General features: G+C 59.4%; 1 protein-coding gene. It reads right to left on the bottom strand.

The window, feature by feature from the left end; genetic code table 11:
• Positions 1–158 precede the first annotated feature (158 nt).
• Entirely contained in the window at positions 159–19,217 is a 19,059-nt protein-coding gene (locus Poly41_RS28365) for a dockerin type I domain-containing protein (protein ID WP_146530742.1), read from the bottom strand.
• Between the last annotated feature and the right edge of the window lie 342 nt (positions 19,218–19,559).

The raw sequence follows: 19,559 nt of genomic DNA, 5'->3' as shown, positions 1-19,559 counted from the left end.
GTGGCGCGGTTTTGCCTCACTTTTTGGCCAGCGTCGCTCTGCCTGAACTCAATCTCGACTGAGAATTGGGCCGCAGTTGATGACGCAACCTCGGAATTCATCGGTCAAAGTGCTCGTTCGACTTTTTTGACCCCACGGGTCTAGGAAACAAGTACGTTTCAAGACTCGGTTGCGGCCAGGATGGACCCTTTGAGCATTGTTTCTTCGAGGTCTCGAAAGAACTCGTCAATTGTGTCGTGATTCATCTGTTGAAGCGACTCACTCGAAGCTCTGGATGGCGGAACGAAGCCGGGGAATTCCGGCTGCGCAGATGGATTTGAGCGAAGCTCCGTGATGACCGGGAGCCCCTCGACAAGGGGCGTTTCTTTGTCTTCGTCAGAACTGGCAATTTGACTGCCGAGGAACAGATGCGTTCGGTGATTCGAATCCGCGGATTCGCCTTCGGGGGAGGCGTTGGAGTGAACCGCTAGCCGGTTGATGACTTTCAGAGCGTCGAGAGCCGTGACTCGGTTGTCTCCGGTGACGTCGTAGTAGTATCGAAACGGATTGTCGGTCTGGCTCGGGGTCGGCAACTCGCTGTCGGGGTCGGCGAGGCGGTTAATGATTCTCAATGCATCAATCGCCGACACGCTGCCATCGTATCCGACGTCGTAAATGTCGAGCGGGTTCTGCCACGGCCGTGTGTTGGCGATTTCAAGCGTTCCGGCGCCCGAGTGTAAGATGTGAACGAACAAGCCATCGTCGAAGGCTGGTGCGTCGATGGTCCAGTCGCCGGTGTAGGTGATTGGGTCTCCGGCATCGTGCGTGAGTCGTAAAACGCCGTTGCCCACCATCGTGGTCAGCGCGTCGCTTAGGAAATCGAGTTGACTTCCCGTCGATCCGTCAAGGATGAGTGACTCAATGCCGAAAAGGTGGCTCGCGGTCGCAGTGTTCAGCGTAAGCGGATCCAGACCCACGTAATGCAGCTCGTCGTAACCCGCGCGGGCGTCGGTCGCGACCACTCCGAAGTCATGGACGTAGATCGTATCGTCGTTAATGCCGCCCAAGATCTCGGCATCGGCGGCGTCGAACTGGCCCAGTATCTGGATGATCACGCCATTCTCGAAACCGGCGTCATCCCAACCGCCAGCAATCGTGAGGGAAGTCTCGGCGACGATTCGACTCGCCTCGCTGAGCAGCACATGACCGCCCGACTGTAGGGTTACCGCAGCGTCGACCGAAGTGATGAACGAACCGCCAGCCGCATTCAGCGTCAGATCTCCGAGTGATCGCACCCGGACCGCACCGTTGGCGGTGATCGAGTCGATCGGCAGATCATCCGGCGACCCAACTGCGACGTGATCCCAGGCCTGAATCACCAAGCCATTCTCGGAGTGAACGTCGACGTCATTCCAGATATCGATCGTCAGGCTCTCAAGTCGCCCGACGCGCGCACCCGTGCCAAGCTCGAGTTCACCCTCGCTCGTGTCGAACTCAGCCAATGCTTGCCACTCACTCGCATCCCTGTAGTTTTGCAGGGACAGATCTAAGGGCCGGGCAGCCTGGCCAAGGTAGCGGTAGATGCCGAATTGCGGTTCTCCGGCATCATTTTGGGGAATCGTCACCTGTACCACATCACCGGTGTCCACTGATTCAACTTGCGTGTCCCCCGTTGTGACATGATGAGGCTGCTGCTGCGCCCACAGCGAAGGATCTTCGAAGTTTGCCTCGCCGAGGTCGACGGTTTGGGCTTCTCCCAGGTATTGGTAGACGGCGTAGTGGACGGCCATCACGTCCTCCTTCGCCGCTGCCGCGAGCGCCCGTCGTTCTTGCTCGCCCAGTTGTTCGAATCCGTTGGTCAAGCTGATCTCCATCGGCTGTTCCACGCGCCCAATCGCTCCAGCGGGAGTGACCAAAGTAACGGTGAGCCCGAGGATGTTCGTCTGCTCTGTTGCAGTTGACGTATCCCCGATCGAGGAACTCGTCGGAAACAGGAAGCCGAATAACGAATCGGCAACGGGCGAACTCAGCGAATTCGAATCAAACGTTCGAGCTTCCAGCCGCCGCAGCCTCTCTTCTGAACTCAGTTGAAACACGAATCCGGGGTCGTACTGGCCGTTTCCGTAGGTCTCGTGCGCGGTTTGGAATTCTTCCGGCACGTCTGCCAACTCCGGATCATTCAATGCGAGGAACTCGTAGCTGTATTCGATCAGTCCGATTTGGCCGAAATCACTGCCCGATCCAAGCAATAGATCCACTAGCTCGCCACCTTCTTCCTGGCCGGCAAGGACGGCGCCATAGCGTGAGCTGGCCAGCTGCAATGTCGTGTCCGTCTTGACCACGGCATAGTAGGCAAGTTCTTCGTGCAAGTTGGTGTCCGGCAAGTCTCCTCCCCGATATTCATACACTCCGCCGTCGGCCGTGGCGACAAGCGAACCGTTGTTGACTCGCGCAGGGGCCCCGGAAGCGGCCGTGATCTCGAGCCAATCTTGGGCATTGGTGAAGTCGATGGAATTCAGGTCGACGTCCTCCGTCGCAGCACCCTGATAGCGGTAGAATTTGCCATCAAGCGTTTTGACCTGCTGCCCCGGTTCGAGGTCAACCGGACCGGTCACGGTCTGCAGTTCCCAGTCGGCCTGCAGATCGTAATCCGGCGTGATTTCGACCCAGCGAAGGAAGTTATCAAAGTTCTCGGCGCCCAGTTCGACGTCTTCCGCATCCACGTCGGAAAAGCGATACAAAACGCCGCGAGTGGCTCTGATGATCTGGCCGATTTCAAGGTCGACGAGCTGCCCGGGCGAGAGCGTGGCCAGATCGAAATCTGGCTTCGCTTGCCACCTTGTCGCATCCGTGTAGTCCTGGTTTGTCAAATCGAGACCAAAGCGGAAGAACAATTCATCGCCAGTCTGCAGCTGGTGAGGCAGGCCGGTATGGACTTCGTCGTTCGCCTCATTGATGACTGCAATTGCAGTTTCTCGTGCCACGCCGCTCGCCGTAGCCTTCCGGTAGTGGCGCCAGTAGTCGTGGTAAAGTTGAGTCTGGCGTATTTCTTCGGAACGGATGGCCGTCTCTGCCGCTTCCCTGGCGAGGTCTCCGGTCAGTTGCATCGTCTTGTTGGACGCGTCAATCTCCTCTTGCGTCCGTGGTTCGAACTCCTCGTAGAAGGCGTCGATGATCGATCCCGAATCCACTCGAAGCTCCACATTTCCATAGGCAGAATAGACGGAGGCTCTGACATCCTGCCAGCTTTGCGGTTGGACGAGTCGCAGGTCACCGGTGAGTTCGCGCAGGAAGATGTCTTGATCGGCGTTGGCTGCCACACCGCCCGAGCCCAGAAGGTCGCTGTCGACTAGCAAGGGCCGATCGGCGTTTCCGACGCCACCGTCTCCTGCGTCGAGTTCGATCCGATTGCCACTGACGAGTGAAGATCCGTCGAAGGCGTAGATGCCGTCCGGCGCGTGGAGAATGACATTGCCGTCGGTCGAGATGACTTGGCCGACGATAAAGGTGCGGCTTTGATTTCCCAAGGGATCGTAGACAGCACGGATGTCAATATCGTCTTTCGCCGTGAGATTCAAAGATTGGATAACGGACGAACGCCCCAAGCCCTCGGCGCTCAATGTCCCCGGCGTCGGGCCAGCGCCTTCGATGTTGGCTCGCAACGAGCCTTCTTCGGCACGGATGGTTGGCATCGTCCCCAAAACGGCAGCCGCGTCCGCGAATACCATGTCTCCATGCACCGAAGTGAACGAAACCGTCCCGCCACTGGGGCTGCTAACCGTTCGACGAAAACTGAGGTCCTGGGCGGAGACGATGTTAATCGAAGGTGTGGTCGAGCCGTGAAGGAAGGAAATCGCGACAGGAAGATCCGCCGCGAGTGTGTGCGTGTAGTAGTCTTTCTCCCCAACGATGTCGGTCGTGATCGTCCGAACCGTTTTGTATCTCAACCAGCCGCCGCCACTCACAGTGGTTACTTGCGAGTGCGTTGAGTTCACAAAGTCGCTCGTGTACGTCGCGTTCGGATAGGCCGTGTTGCCTGTAACATCTTCCCAGTTATCCGTGTCGGAGTAGTCCTGTTCGGACAGGACGACCTCGTCCGGATCGCCCACGTACAGATACTTGTGCCCGACCACACCACCTTCGTTGAAATCGACAACGACCTCGATGACGGTCACGTTGGGGATCAATTCAACATCCGTGTCCTTCTGTAGCACGTACTGGATTGTATATGCCGTGCCATCCGCGTAGGCGGGCGGTTCGACGTCGGCCGTCCATCGGCTGGAATCACGAAAATCTTCGGCACCTAGATCAACATCCGTCGCTACCGGACCCTGGTAGCGGTATAACCCGCCCTCACCAACCTTGACAACCTGACCGGGCGTCAGTTGTTCGATCAGTGGCGGTGAGAGATCGTGAACGTTCAGGTTGTCGAACGTGACTCCCTCCTGCCCCCAGCAATACAATGCGACGGTGCCTGACGTCAGCGGCAAATCAGAATCGCTGTATCGGCGCACCTCTTCGCCATCGATCAGCACCACGGTTTCATTTCCACGGACTTGTAGCGTGAGGTGGAACTTGACGTTCACCATATAAGACACCCAATCGCTCGAACTGTCCGGCTCGATCGTTACTTGAACTCCGTTTTTGACCTTGAATAGTCTCGTGAATCCCCGCTGCGCGTCCATATCGAGTTTGTAGTAGTTGTCCCGATCCGTGTAATGGAACAGCACGCCGACCCCGTCGTCGTCTGTGCCGTGCACATCGACGTTCAGTTCGTAGTCTTTCCACCGCAAGGCCTCTGAGGCGTCGTAGTACAGATAGGTTCCTAGCCTCGCGGGGTCCAACCAGGAATAAATGTTGCTGCTTTGGGTGAGCCGTCCGCTGGTGACATGCCAGTCCGAGGATTGGTTGGCGACCTGGTCAACGACCGTCCAACGATCGGAATAGGGGTTTGACGACGACGCCCAAACTTCAACGTCGCCGTCGTTGAAGTCCTCGGAAAGAAGTGTCAGGTCGTAGTCCGGCGGCGCCGCCAGCACCTCCGATTCGAGCAGCGGGTACTCGTCTCGGTTGAAGGTCTCAATACTCTTCAGATTTCGGTCCGAAACAAGGCCGTCCCAATCGAACCCCAATAGGTTGAACGACCGATCCTCGTAGGTCCTCTTGGTGATCGTGCTCTTCTCCTGTCCCTCGGTCCAAACGTACTGCAGCCCGCCGCGCGGCTGATAGACCAACGGGGCGTCGACACTGTGGTCCTGAGAGGTTCCGTCGTCGTAGACGATTCCGGAAATCGCGCCGTTTCCCTCGCCGGGTGCTCCCTGGTAAACCGTCTCCCAGATCACCCGCTGCCCGTCCGCTTCGTCGATCACGTATTCCACTTTCTGGAGTCTCGCCGTATCGACGATCGTCACTTTGCCCGGACGTTTTTTCGTTGTGTCGATGCGGTTGACGACCAACTCGTAATCGCTTTGGTTGTCGATGTCGACGTTGGCGTAACCGTGCGCCACGTCAAGCTGGCCACCACCGGTGCTGAGAATCTGCCCGGCCAGGAAGATCTCGCCGCCGGCCGGGACGATATCGTCCACGATGATCCTCTTGTCTTCACCTTCGACCTTGACATATCCGTCCACCGGCACTCCGTCACCACCGAAGTAGATCCCTTGGAGCGGATTGCCATCCCTGTCCACCAGCGAAGTCGTCGACGCGGAAGAAAAGCCCGGGGCCACGTGCAACGTGACGGTCTGGACACCGCTTTGAATCAGACCGTTGATGTTCAGATACTTGGCAGTCACTGCGACGCGTCCCTCGGCCCGGATGGCGGAGCTCGGCGGCTCACTGCGATTGCCAAAGACGTGGACTTCGCCTCCGATGTTCTGATTAAACGATCCCACGGCGATCAGGTTGTCCCAGGTCGCAACCGTCCAGGCGTAACTGTCATCCGTTGTCGGTGTTGGATTGTCGAGGACGAGTGGGCCGGTTCTCGGATCAGCGAGGTCGTAAACGAAGGCAGTGCCAATGTCGACCGCACCGTTAACATCACGCAACAAAGCCCCAACAACCACGGTGTCGTCCGACATCGCGACAGAGTGGCCGAAAAGGGCGTCTTTTTGCGGTTCGGGACTCTTGAGTCTCTGTTGAAGCAGGCCCGTCGTGACGTCAAAGACGTAGGCCGTCCCAGCGCGATCGTCATTTTCAGATGCCCCCACCAGGACCCTGTCTCCCGACACGGCGACGGAGATTCCGAAAGATCTTGGATCGTCGAAGTCAGGATTCTCAAGGATCCGAGGAGCGGCCTGGGGGTTACTGAGGTCGAAGACATACGCCGCTCCCGAGTTCGTATTATTGTGACGCCCCGGTGCTCCGACGACCACCTTATCTTCCGACACAGCGATGGATTCGCCGAAGAATGTTCCCGTTTGTTGTTCGGGGTTGAGGAGTGTCTGCAGTAGGTCGCCCGTCGTAGCATCGAAGATGTAGACCGCCTCGACGATCGTTGCTGCCACCACGATCGTGTTCTCTGCGATGGCCACCTGCTGCCCGAATTCGGGGAAGTCGGGACTGTCGGGGCCTTCGAGTGTGAGAGGAGCGGCATCCAGGCTGGTCAGGTCATAGACGTACGCCGCGCCAGGATATCGGCCGTCGATTGCCCGCCTAGGCTCTCCCACGACCAGCGTGCTCCCCGACACAGCCACAGAGGTGCCGAAGTTGGCCCCCGATTGCGGCTCGGGACTGACAAGTTTGTCCAGAAGCGTGCCTGTCGTGACGTCGAAGATGTAGACCACTCCGGCTTTCTCTTCGCCGTTATCATCATCGGGCACGCCCACGAACATCGTATTGCCCGACCCGGCGACAGCGTAGCCGAACCCGTCCCTAGCGCTCAGTGTGGGGTCGTCCAGTGTCGGGTCGCTCAGTGTGGCAACCAACTCGCCGCCTCCCAGGGAAAAGAGCCTTTCCGAATAGGCGTTCGTCGTCAGTGCACCCTGCGGATTGTAGACCTGCTGACGGAAGTAATCGAAGTCCGCCGACTGACGCGGGTCCGAGTTGTGGAACCAATCGTCCGTGTTCAGGTTGAAGTCCAGCCCCGCATTGATTCGCACGTTCTCGCCGCGGATCTCCTTGGCGACGTTGATACTGCCATCAAGGTTGGTGATGACCACGTCACCCGATTCGTTGACGACCTCGCCCAGCACGTAGACATCATGGCTGACCGACTCGAGGATGCACGGGTCGAGACCGTAGTCCGAGCATTCGCGGCTGGCAGGCTCTTGGGTGACGACGATCGTCTTGTCGGGCGGGTCTTCGGTCTGCGTGAGGCCCTCGCCGTTGAAGTAGACGTTCCCCGGGCTGAGTACCACGTATTCTCCGTCCACGACCATTGCCCTTCGCGTATCGCCGATGACCGCATCCCCGACCGTCATTGAAAACGGAGACTGGTTGGAGACGCGGATTCCGGCTCCTGCTTGAGCGACGAGTTGGTCTTGCACCAGAGAGTCGATGGCGTCCTGATACGCCGTGTCCGCTTCGATGAAGATCGAACCGGGCGCCGCATAGATGTCGGGCAGGTCAACGAACAGCACGTCCAGGCCTTCGTTGACAATTTGGATCGCTTCGCCCGTATCGGGATCCACGATGATTTCCATCAATCCCAACTCCATCAGCGTTCGATCCACCAGCTCCAGCTGAATCTGATATCGGGCGACGGCCTCAGCATTGCTGGAGTGGTTTGTGATCCAATCCAGGATTCTCGCTCGTTGGGCAACCAAAAGTCCCCCCATGTCTTGTAGAGACATGGTCGGGGGATCCAACTTCGTGGGTTTGACGACATAGAATTTGTTCTTCAACACGTTCACGTAAGCACGTGCCATATCGCTACGGTAGATGGCGGGCACCAACTGGATCCACTGCGTGGGGTCCTCGAACGTCTCGTTGCCAAAATCGACCGTTGTCCCATCGGCTCCGACGAACTGAAACAGCATGTCGTCCTCGGTCCTGACAATCTGGTCGGTGTTGAGATCGACCGGGTTCTCGGGTGGATCATTGAGATCATAGTCCGGTTGAATCTTCTCCCAACGATCAGGGTCTTCGTAGTCCTCGGCGTGCAGCACGACCTGGACAGCGCCCTCGATCTCAGCTGTGTACCGATACAAGCCTCCGACCTCTCCGTTGCCGGCCACCGGTTCCCCTTCTTCGTCTTCAACAACCTGAACGACGGTTCCGTCGAAAACATTGAAGGCGATTTGGCCCGTTTGGAGGGCGATATATTCATACTCGGAATCGGTATCCTCCAACCCCTCATCAACCTTTTCAGCGGGCGACAACAATCTGTCCGAGAGGTCCTTTTCCAACCGAGTCACATCGAAGCCTTCCAACACGACCGACTTGATGAGCATCTCGGCATGATGGTTGACGCCGGCTTCGACGGAAGCGAGATCGTCAATCATGACCGTGTTTGTGTTGACATCTTCTCCGTGACTTGGAATGGGAAATCCGTAGGGAATCAGCGAAAGGGACAGGGCAACCCCGTCGGCGTTTCTTCGATCTGCGCCGCCAAATCCTCCGTCCGTTACCAGGTAGACGTCTTCGATGGCCTGAATGGTCGATTCACCCAGGATCTTGACGTGGTTGTCTTCGCGTACATTGGCGGTCGGCTTGGGGATCGCGATGTTGGGCAGCATCGAGATCGTCGTCAGTTCCGTGTTGGCCCGCGTATCGATCAGGTTGATCTGCCCTTCGCTATTTCGACCTGCGAGCAGATGGATGTCACGCCCCTTGATGGTTGCTCCGTCGACATTCACGGCGTTGAGAAGGTTCGCGTCCGCTGTACTCTCGGCGCCGGAAACTCCGGTCACGGCGGTGGCCACCAGCAGGTTCGCGGTGGAGTGGATGTTTGCGTCTGTCTTGGCAGTCAGATAGACATCACCCGCCGTGCTTTCCAAGGTCGCATCGTTCACGTTGATGACAGCCAGGGTATTGGCGATCACCTCAGAAACGCCCACGGCAGCGCCGTATCCCGAGACCGTCTCGATCCGGACACTGTCCAAGGCAGAGATGTCATTGACCGCTTCGATTCGGAAGACGCCCGGCGCAGCGTTGTCGCCGTCCACCTGGAGCGAAGCGGCGGTGCCCACATTCACAACCGCCTGATTGCCGATCCGTGTGTTGCTGGCCAGCAAGGTGGCGCCTGCAGCGGCGACAGAACCGGACCGGAGGTTGTTGCTGAATCGGAAACGATCCTTGTCCAGCTGGTTGTACGCACTGATCTGGATGCTGCCGGCGGTGACGCTGGCACCCGCAGCGACATCGACAATCACGCTGTTGGCGATCATGTTTGCCACTTCGGCGCCGCTACCGGTCGCCAGGGCGAGGGCAAGGCTGTCGGCCGAAGCGTCGAAGTCCTGGTCATGTCTGGCGTTCATTTCGAAGGCATCGACCGCGATCATCACATTTACCCCGATGTCCGCGCGAGTCTCGCTGACACTGGTGACCTTGGATGCGGCGCCGGCTCCGGCAACGACGCCTCCGGCGGCAGCGATGCTTTCGGCCAACAGGTCGTCTGTGGTGTTGGCGGTAATCCTCAGCGCGCGGGCTTGAATTTTGGTGTCATCTCCCGCAACGGCTTCGACGATATGCTTGGCGAGGATGATGCCGGTTTCTTCGTCCACCTCTCCCAAGCTCACATCAGCGAGCATCGCGCCTCCCGCAACAGCCCCAAAAGCCCCACCCGTCGCGTCTGCGTTCGCCGTATTGTTTGCGATCGCCACAATGCTGATATCGCCAGTCGAGGTCAACGTCGCATGGGTGGTGCTTGCTCCCACGTTGGTCTTGATCACGGCCTTGGCTTTGTTTCCTTGGGCCGCCAATGCCGAGGCGGAAATTCCCGCAGAGATCGTCTTCTCGACATTGGCCTGGGACTCGGAAGAAATCAACGTGTTCGCCGAAGTGACACTGGCCTGATTGACGGATGCCAGGATCGTGCTCGCGATCTCGTTGTGAACGAGTGCCACGCCCAAGGCGGCCCCGAGGCTCGCGGCGATCGATACGGTGGTGGCATCGCCTGCGAGAGATGCGTTCTCAACGGCGCTCACGCTGACCTGCCCGGCGGCGACTAGATCCAGGTCCCCGGTGATGTGAGCGTTCACACTGTTCTCGACTGTGTTGTTGATGTCAATTCCACCGCCACTGACGCTGTAACTCCCTTTCGAAATGGATGCGGTCACCGCACTGACGTCAACGACGTCTGCTTGAACTGCAGCAGCCGCGATCGTGATGTTGCCGTTCGCCTTGACCTGACGCTCCGATTCCGTCTCGGACTCAGAAGCGTATGCCAGGACATCGCCTGCGATTCGGTTTTCCACCGTCGAAACGGCCACGGCAAAGCTGGGCCCGGCAAGGCTGAAGCCGATCGCCGTGCCGATGGCGCTGGCTTCGATGATCGCGCTCGATGACTTCGCAGTGATTTCGATATCGCCCGATGCCACCACGGCAGTGTCTTGGAGATACGCGTGCACTTTCGTTTCAAGCACATTCTTCGTCGATGTTCCGGCACCGGATGCTGATGGGCCTGCCGTGGCAACAGCGATCGAGGCGGCAAGCGACTTCGAGCTGACTGACTCGGTTGATTCGGCCTTGACAACGACGTCACCCGCGGACGTCACCGTCGAGCCACGCAGATAGGCCAGAACCTCGTTCTCTTCCGCAATCAAGTTCTCGGCGATCGTGACGCCGACCGAACCCGCGACGGCGATCCCTCCCAGGGCCGCGGAAGCGCTCACCGCATCAACTTCCGCGGTAATCGACGACGTACTGTGCGCGATAACGATGACGTCCTGAACGGCGGTGGTCACGGAACTGCCATCCACGAACGCATGGACTCTGTTTCCGATCAGGTTGGTTGCATTCGCACCGGCTCCGCTAATCGCCAACGCCCCCTGGGCAATGGCCAGCGAGACTGCAGCAGCGGTTGATGTGGCGTGGATGGATGCGTCTTCGACCGCGTACAAATCGACGGGCCCGCTTCTGGCGACCACGTTAGAACCGCCCCGAATGTAGGCTTCGACTTCGTTTCGGATCTCGTTCGTCGCAAGGCTGACACCGATGCTCTGAGCCAGGCTTCCCCTCAAGGCGAACGATGCCGCCAATGCCACCGCACCCACATCCGCCGAGATCGTCGAGACATCGTTCGTTATGACCGCTATCCAATCAGCATCAATATCCGCAGCTGCATCGATGGTCGCTCTGACCTGCATGGCAATCCTATTCCTGGCATCTGCTCCCGATCCACTGCTGCCAATGGCTCCTCCCTGCAAGCTGCCGGCGACGGCTGCTGAGCCTGATGCCACCGTGCTGCGTATCGTTGGGGCGGCTATAGCCACTTGAGTGAAGCCGCCCGAAGTCACCGTGATGTCACTGTTTTCGACATAGGCTCGCACCTGGGCCTGGGGTTGTCCCTGGGCTGGGCGATTGCCGCCCAGATCGTAGCCGATGTAGTTTCGCGCCACGGAGGCTCCGATCGCGGCAGCTCCTCCCAAAGTCCCTGCGCTCGCCCCTAGGGCGGCGGCCAAGGCGACCACGTCGGCATGGATCTCCGAAGTGTTCGATGCATCGAGAACCGCATCGTCAGCGCTCTCGAGTTCGACCTCTTTGAGGTATGCGTTGGTGTCCGTGGTGATGGAATTTGTGGACACAGCTCCACCACCGCTCCAGGCGAGTCCCGCGTTCTTCCCGGCTCCGACTGAAAGTGACGCAGCGAGCGATTTCGCGACGATGCTCGAATTCGACCTGGCGAACACTTGCAGTCCGCCAAAGGGCAGCACGACCGTCTTGCTCGTGTCCGGCAGGTCGGTTTGATCGATGGCGGCGCGGACGGTGTTGGCGATTTCGTTTCGGGCGATCGAGAGTCCGACCGCGGCCGCGGCACCCACCGATTTCAGACTCGCACCGACGGCAATTGCCCCTCCATAGCCTCGAGCGGTGATGTTGGAATCGTCCTGTGCGGTCAACTTCAAATCGCCACCGTTGGTCGCGAAGGTGCCCGCCGTCGCCGTGAACGCTTCGACTGTGTTGGCGATCTCGTTGTGGGCGAGGGCACCCGCACCTGAACCGGCCAACCCCAAGCCGCTGGCCGAACCGCCCGCCGCGATTGCCACGCCAACCGTCACGGCTTCGATGATTGCCTCGGAGTTGGCGAGCAACGCCACATCTCCTGCGGCGGAAACGACGGCGACATTGGCATCTTGCGGTACCGTCAGGCCACTGATGTACGCGCGAACTTGATTCTCGATCTCGTTGTGCGCAAACGAAGCGCCGATCGACAAAGCACCACTGGTCGACTTGCCCGCACCAAAGGCGAACGCAAACCCACCGGCGTCGGCCTTGATTGTGGAATTGTCCGTGGCGGTGAGAGTGACATCACCGGCGGAGGCTGTGATCAGGCTGTTGCCGGTGATGCAAGCCTCGATGACGTTCGCAACATGATTGCTGGACCCCGCACCGCCCACGGCCCCGGCGACACCACTATCGTCGCCGGATGCACTTGCAGTGAGTACTCCCGCGAGCGTCAAGGCCTCGATTGTCGCCGTGGAATCGGCGGCCAACTCGACGTAACCGTCTGCCGTGACGTTCGAGTCTTCGATGTAGACTTCTGTTTCGTTGGCTATTTCATTGTCCGCAATGGCAGCGCCCAGAGACAATCCCTTGCCCTTGGTCAACGCGATGGAGAATGCCCCGGCGTCGGCCAGAATCTTGGAATGGTCCGTCGCGTTTAGCTCGATCCATCCGCCGTCGCCCGTCGTCGCCTCGCTCTGTGTGGTCAACGTGCTGCCGGCGACAAACGCTTTGGTATCGTTGGCGATGGCATTCACGGAGAGCGTGCCCGCGCCGGCGAAGCTGGACGGCCCGGTGCCCACTCCGAGTGATCCGGTGATGGCAATGATCCGCGAATCGGTCGCCGGGTTCTCATTCGCCGCCGACACCTCCAGCGCCCCGTCTGTGACCATGACGGTGGATCCATGGATGTAAGCCTGCGTGACGTTCGGCTTGGAATCCGACCCCATCACATTGACGGCGACGCCAACACCGACGCCGGCTTTGCCGCCCCACGCCGCCGCTCCGCCGATCGCCCAAATCTGGCATTCGTTGACGGCGATGACCGAGGAGTCCGCGGCCAGTGAGGTTGTCGTTTCTGCAAGGTACGCTTCAACCGTGTCGTGGACGACATTGACCGAGACCGAACCGGCCAGCGCGACGCCTTCCTTCAAAGGCGCGCCGGCACCGGACGCCGTCAGCGAGCGGATACCGCCTTTGCGCCGGGCCAGTACGGCGAGCGAATCGGCACCGATCGTGGCACCCGCAATGAAACTCCTCGTATCGCTGGTGACGTTGTTGACGCTGATCGAGCCCGCGATGCCCAGCGAGGTCTTTTCACCTTTCAAGGAAATGGCGACGGAGCCGGCCAGGGACCAGAGTGCCGTATCATTGAGGCTCGAGACGTCGACTTGTCCGCCCGCGGTGATCGTTCCCGTATCGTTGAGATAGGCGTAGGTGTCTTCGTCCAGGATGTTGACTGAGACGTCCCCGGCGACCCCGACACCGACTTTTAACTCGTACGTTTGGCCGGTTTCACCAAGGATCGTCTGCGCCTTGGCCGGCGCATTCTTGACGCGTTCGTTGTCGATCAGTTCCTTTTCCGACGGTGCCGTGCCGGTGACGGCCGCCGCCACCGAAGCCGTCCACAGGGCGCCGGTTGCCAGCGCATCGACAGAGATGGCTCCCGCGGCGGTGACGGTCGTGCCGGTATCCGCGGAAGTATCCAGAGGCGAGTCCGGATCAAACTCGGTACCGATGTAGGCTTGCGTGATCCGAGTGAGATCGTTGACCGACACCGAAACGCCGACCCCGACGTTCGCCCCGGCTACAACGCCGCCGGTGACCCCGACTCGTGTCAGATCGTCGAGGGCCGAGACATGGATCGTTCCGTCTGCGTCGACAATCGCACCCGAATCGATATGGGCCTTGGTCTTGTTGTTTTGCACAGCGATGGCGAAAGCTCCCGCGACCGCGAAACTGCTGGCCTTGCCTCCAGCCTGGGCAATCGCCAAGTCGAAGATGTCGGTGTTCGCATCGACCGACAGGCAATCGAACAGCAGACGGTGCAGCCCTGCCATCCCCTCACCCGGTTGTAACTCGATCGCCGTGCCTGCGGTTGCATCGGTCGGCGAGACGGCGAGCCTGATCTTGTACGGGTCCTGTTCGTCAAGGATGACGAAGTACGTTTGCCCGTCCACCAAGTTGCCGATCGCCATACCGGCCGGATCTGCGCGATAGACCAGCTCTGTTCCCGTCGCCAGATCAACCCTTTCGGTCAGCGTCATCCAGTTGTCGTCGATAACCCCAGGAGTGTTTGGATTGAAATCCCGCGCCCAACCCGCGTAAACCTGGGTCCCACTTTCGATCACCGCTTCCGTCGCGTTATTCATGACCTCGACCAGAAACGAGGCGCCGATTCCGCCTTTGTCACCCTCGGCACCAAACGGGTTCACGAGACTCTTCAGGCTCTCGAGGGGACTGTCTTTCGTGAACAGATTCTTTGCCGGCTGGAATAGCAGGTTCTCAACCGTCAGCCCCAAGCCACCGACGCCCGCGACTCCGATCAAGTCCATGTCGATGGCGGCGTCCACACCGACGACCTGATTGCCCGTGCGAAACCGCGAATCCTCGTTCGTATTGATCCTCGCACCGTTTTTGATCCTGGCCTCGGACGTGTTGTCGTACAGGTTGACCGCGAACGATCCGCCTCCGGCCACCTCGCTTTGGCTGGCGGACGTCATGACCCAGGTATTGAAGAGATTGGAAGCGAAACCGAGTGTCCCATCGTTCAGGTACCCGAAGCCGGCCGGACCGGCTTGCTTCAGGAAGTCCACGGGGTTGATCGCCGTCCAGGGGTTCGCGATCAGGAATCCATAGTCGACGGCGGCGTCCACGGCGATTTCGCCACCGGCATCGATCACGCTGCCCTCGACGAGGGACTTGGCCGTGTTGTCGAAAATGCCCAGCCCTACAGCCACCGCGACCGAGGCACTTGCGTCGGCGTCTTCCGGCTTGCTCGCATCCGAAACGGATACCGTCTGTGAAGCCTCATTGATCTCGCCCAGGATGTGAATCTCCTTGGACGACTGCAGGGAAGCCGTCGGACCGACGATCGCCTGAACGTCGTGGTCGGCGTAGTTGATGCCGATCGCCCCGGCGATGCCAAAGTCCGCTCCTGCCTGCGTCGGGCTTTTGGTCGGCTGCATATTGAAGATGTTCTTTGCCACGTCGGTCAGGTTCGAGATCACTCCGAAGATTTCCTCCGGTTGGACCATCCGGTCGGCGTCACCGACATTCGTCCAGGAGAACGGTTCGCCGGTGATCGTGGCGTTTGCATTGACGGCGTTCGTCGCGTCCAGGCTGGCGTGAACCGAGATTCCGGTGAGGTTGCGCGATGATGTCAAAACGTGGGCATCTCCCGGACTCTCACCGAGCAGGAGCGCTGCCTCCTGCAAATCGATCGCGGCTGCGTCTAAGGCGGCCTTCTTGCTCGAAACCAGACGAACGGTGACGTCGTCGGATTTGACAACGAAGTACAGCGACCCGTCACTTAACCCATCAATGGGCACGTCCAATTCCGCCACCGGTTCGTCCTCGAATGTGTTCTCCGAAGTGAGGGTCGGATCGGTGTGGTAGATCACGGCGTCGCCTGTGCTGAATCCGTGGTCGACTTCGAACGTGATCGTGTTACTCTTGTCGTCGATTGCTTGTCTTGGAGCAAACTCGCGGTGCCTGCTTTCGTAAAGGAAGGCATGTGCGCCCACTCCCGGGCCGGTCAAATCGAGAAGCTCACCTCCCGGTGACGTGGCCAGCCGGATCGCCATATCGTTGCCCGGAACGGTGATGATGTAATACGTCTTGCCTTGCTCCAAGCCACCGACGCCCACGCTCTGACTCTCTTCGTTTTGGTCAGGACCGAGATAGGTGACAGCTTGGTCGTCCTGGAGACCGTGGGGTTCTGCAAACGTGACGGTCTCGTTTTCGGGACTTACGCCTGACGAATCGAAGCTGACAAGATCCAGTTTGCCGAACGCATGCTGCGGTTCCTGGCCCAAGCGAAGGTTGCCGGTACCGAGTTCGATCGTCGGAGCCTTGGCGAGCTGGATTGTATTGTCGTCGATGACTTGGACGTAGTAGACAGCTTCATCGTCTTCGGAGTTGTCTTGCAGGCCGCCGATACGGGGCGCATCGATCTTACCCAACGGCGCATCGGCCTCGCCAGCGAAATACCTGACCTGCTGCCCATCGGTGAATCCATGATTTAGAATCCGGATCGTGTCTGCATCGTAGTCCACGTCTCCGAGCCCGGACGCGTCGTTGACGTCCCTCGCGTCGAACGTGTTCCCGACACCACCCGCCGCGTCAATCGTTCCGTCGACACGGGTTGTGACATCGGCCTCGTCGAAACCGAACGAGAACGCGGTGGCAACGGTCCCATCCTCGTAAATCGTGGGTTGAGACCACGCAAAGTTCACGACCTCGCCCGTCGCGCCGACGTTGACCGAGTCATTTTGCGAGATAATGTTGGCCGTCTCCGAGACCGTAACGTGCGACGTCTCACTCGTGTTGGCGACGGCTGCCGCAAGCGAGATGTTCTTGGGGTTCGATGGTCCGGTCAGGTTCGAACTGGTACGGGCTTTGACGAAAGCTTCGGTTTCCGCATGGGAAGTGATATCCACTGGGCCGCCCGCGACAATCTGCGTATTGTCGATCGTGGTTAGCGCGGTCGAATGAGCCTCGCCGTATCCAACTGCCACCGTGAAGCTGCCGTCGGTCATCGTGCCGTTGAGCGACACCGTGTGCAGGGATGCGTCGGATTTCGCATTCGACCCGACCTGCACGCTGCCTGCGCCCGTGATCGTCGAGTCCGTGAGCGTAATCGTGGCATCAGCATGATGAATGGCGACCTGGCCTGAAATGCCGAACACGCTACTGATCGCGAGGTCCGGAATCTGGTCCAGCAGGTCGACAAGGCTCTCTAACGCCTTGTCCGAGTAAGCCCCCAGGTCGCCATAGAGGTGCGTATCCACGGCGTCTGCCGTCATGCGGATGTCCCCGCCTTGGATCTCCGCGCCGTCGATGCGGATGCTTGCCGCGTTCGTGTTCACGTCCAACGGGCTGAGCAGTGTTACCTCGCGGAGTTCACGGTCCACCGCCTGCAGCGTGATGTCGCCAGGGGCATGGCTGCTTCCGTCTTCGACATGGGCCAACAGCTTGGCCCCGGAATGGAGTACGATCTCCTCGGAAGTGAATTCGATGTCCCCAGAATCACCCGTGGACACAGCGGTCATCACGTCACCGCTCGCAATCTTGCGCGTCGAGATGATCACGTCCGACCCGCCTGCATCTGGTCCGACGATGATCTTGTCCGTCGCATTGACAATCACATCGCGCAGACCGCTGACCTGGCCCAGAAAGGTGACCGATCCTTCAACATCCAGGATCAAGTCGTCGGGGAGATCGTCGACTTTGCCGGTGACCACCGAGGTCGCATCGAAGACGACGTTGCCGGCGTACTCGAGCAAGACCGTCCCGTCGATCTCAAAGTCGCCGCTGATGATGGTCGTCTGCGGAGCCAAGCGGACTTCGTGGACCTGAACCGTGGCGTCGATTGGCTCCGTGTCAGAAATGAGTTCGAACCGAATCCTATTGACGCGGTTCTTGTGATCGGCCGGAATCGAGATGCTTTGCGTGAAGGCATCCTGAAGATCGAACCTCCACTCGTTCTCGAATACATCACCTCCGTCGGCCGTTACGAGGCGGACCAACAGGTCCGTGGTATCGCTGCTTACCGGCACGTTGACATCAAAGCCTATCTGGCCGACGTCCGGTGCCACGTAGAACCGATTATGCTCCCGCCAATGATCGCTGGCGGTCAGTTCGATCCCTAGGAATCCGTCAGGCATCTCGACGGCCTTTGCCGGCCCGCCGCCACCGTGATGGGACCATCCGGGAACAAGATTCGATCCATAAGAAATGATGTCGCGTTCGTCGTCGCCATACTTCAGCGTGCCATTGGCGATGGTCGTTGGTTGCCAGAGGGGTTTCCACTTGCCTGTGACGAGGTCGTCTCGTGTGAGCTGGTCCGAGGTTGCGGCCGTGTTCAGACGAGCTTCGGTCGGCGTACTGTTCGCGAGGATGTCTTCGCTGTGCTGGTGATGCTGAGCCTGGAAGAAATTGCCCGACGGTCGGTCAATGGAGGCTTGACTGCGGGCGACGCTGCTGTAGGCATACCCAGTCGTACTCGTGTCGTCGCGCACCGTTCCGATGTAGTACTCGTCCCAGACATTGCTGTGCGCATGCAATCCACCAACTTCGTCGTTGACAAACGTGTTGAAGGCGCCTGGAATGGGCCGTCCATCGGGAAGAAACTCCGTCTGGTAGTACACGTCAGCAAACTCGACGTTGTCCCAGACCGTCGCCCCGTAGCCGGCGGGCAGTCCCAACGTCGACAACTCCTGCTCTCCGTCGAACCCGATCCCTTGGTTGAAATCGTGCGGATCCAGATAGGTTACTTGATCGACAGGAACCTCGAACCGCGCCAAACGCTCAATCGCCTCGCTGGTGACGGCCGTTCCGAAACTGTGGCCGATGAAGTGCAGCGTCGGGTTTGGGTCCGTCGGGGCGGGATCGACATCGACAATCCCCAGCCCGACCAGCATCGTAAAGAGCGCTTCACCCGCGGCAGCACCCCAGCCGGCCGAGGCTTCGTTGGATTCCACTGACCAGTCAAATAGCAAGACGACGTGGCCACTTTCGGACGAGGCGTCCGGCAACGTGGTCTTCGAGCCGTCGAAGACGCCCGTTTGCCCCTCGTCTGGGATGTCGTAGTCCAGGAACCAGACCGGGTCGTCAGGGTACGCCGTTTCGACACGCGCACTAATCGCGTCGGCCAATTCGATCAGCGAGTCCCCCCCGTTGGCCGCCAATTGGAATCCGTGCGTCACGACCGTCGCGGTTTTGATGGTATCGTCGCGCAGCGCATCAGCAACCTCGTGAAAATCTAACGGCGTGGCCGAGAGAAGATGCCGCTCTTCCAGTGTCTCCAGTAGCAGGATGCGGAAATGGTGACGGCGGAGGTGAAGCTGCCGAATCGATCTCGCCCGCTTTCGCCGTTGGCGACCCGATGAGGCACCGAGCATTTGGAGAGTCATGTCGTTACTCGAAATAGGCGAGCCTTTTTCGCACAACTCTGAAGCGCGAGAACTCGCTCCAACGATCTCACAGCTGATCCAATTGCAGGATCAATGAGGGCGTCTGCCCGCCGACACTTTCTGATGCGAATGCAACGTCATTGAGATCGCCGCAAATCGTGTACCGCCGTGGCTCGCGAAACGCTTGACTTCGCGGCATCGCCAACCGCTCAACGCCGGAAAACCAAGGCAACCGCCCCACCCGATCGAGTCGGACCCCTAGAAAGGCTTTCGGTAGTGCTTTGAATCCGGAATACCCGTGCAAGTATGCACAATCAACGTGTGCGGTGGAGATGCGCAGTC

The organism is Novipirellula artificiosorum (assembly GCF_007860135.1).
Classification (GTDB): Bacteria; Planctomycetota; Planctomycetia; order Pirellulales; family Pirellulaceae; genus Novipirellula_A; species Novipirellula_A artificiosorum.
This window is presented reverse-complemented; position numbering and strand designations above follow the sequence as displayed.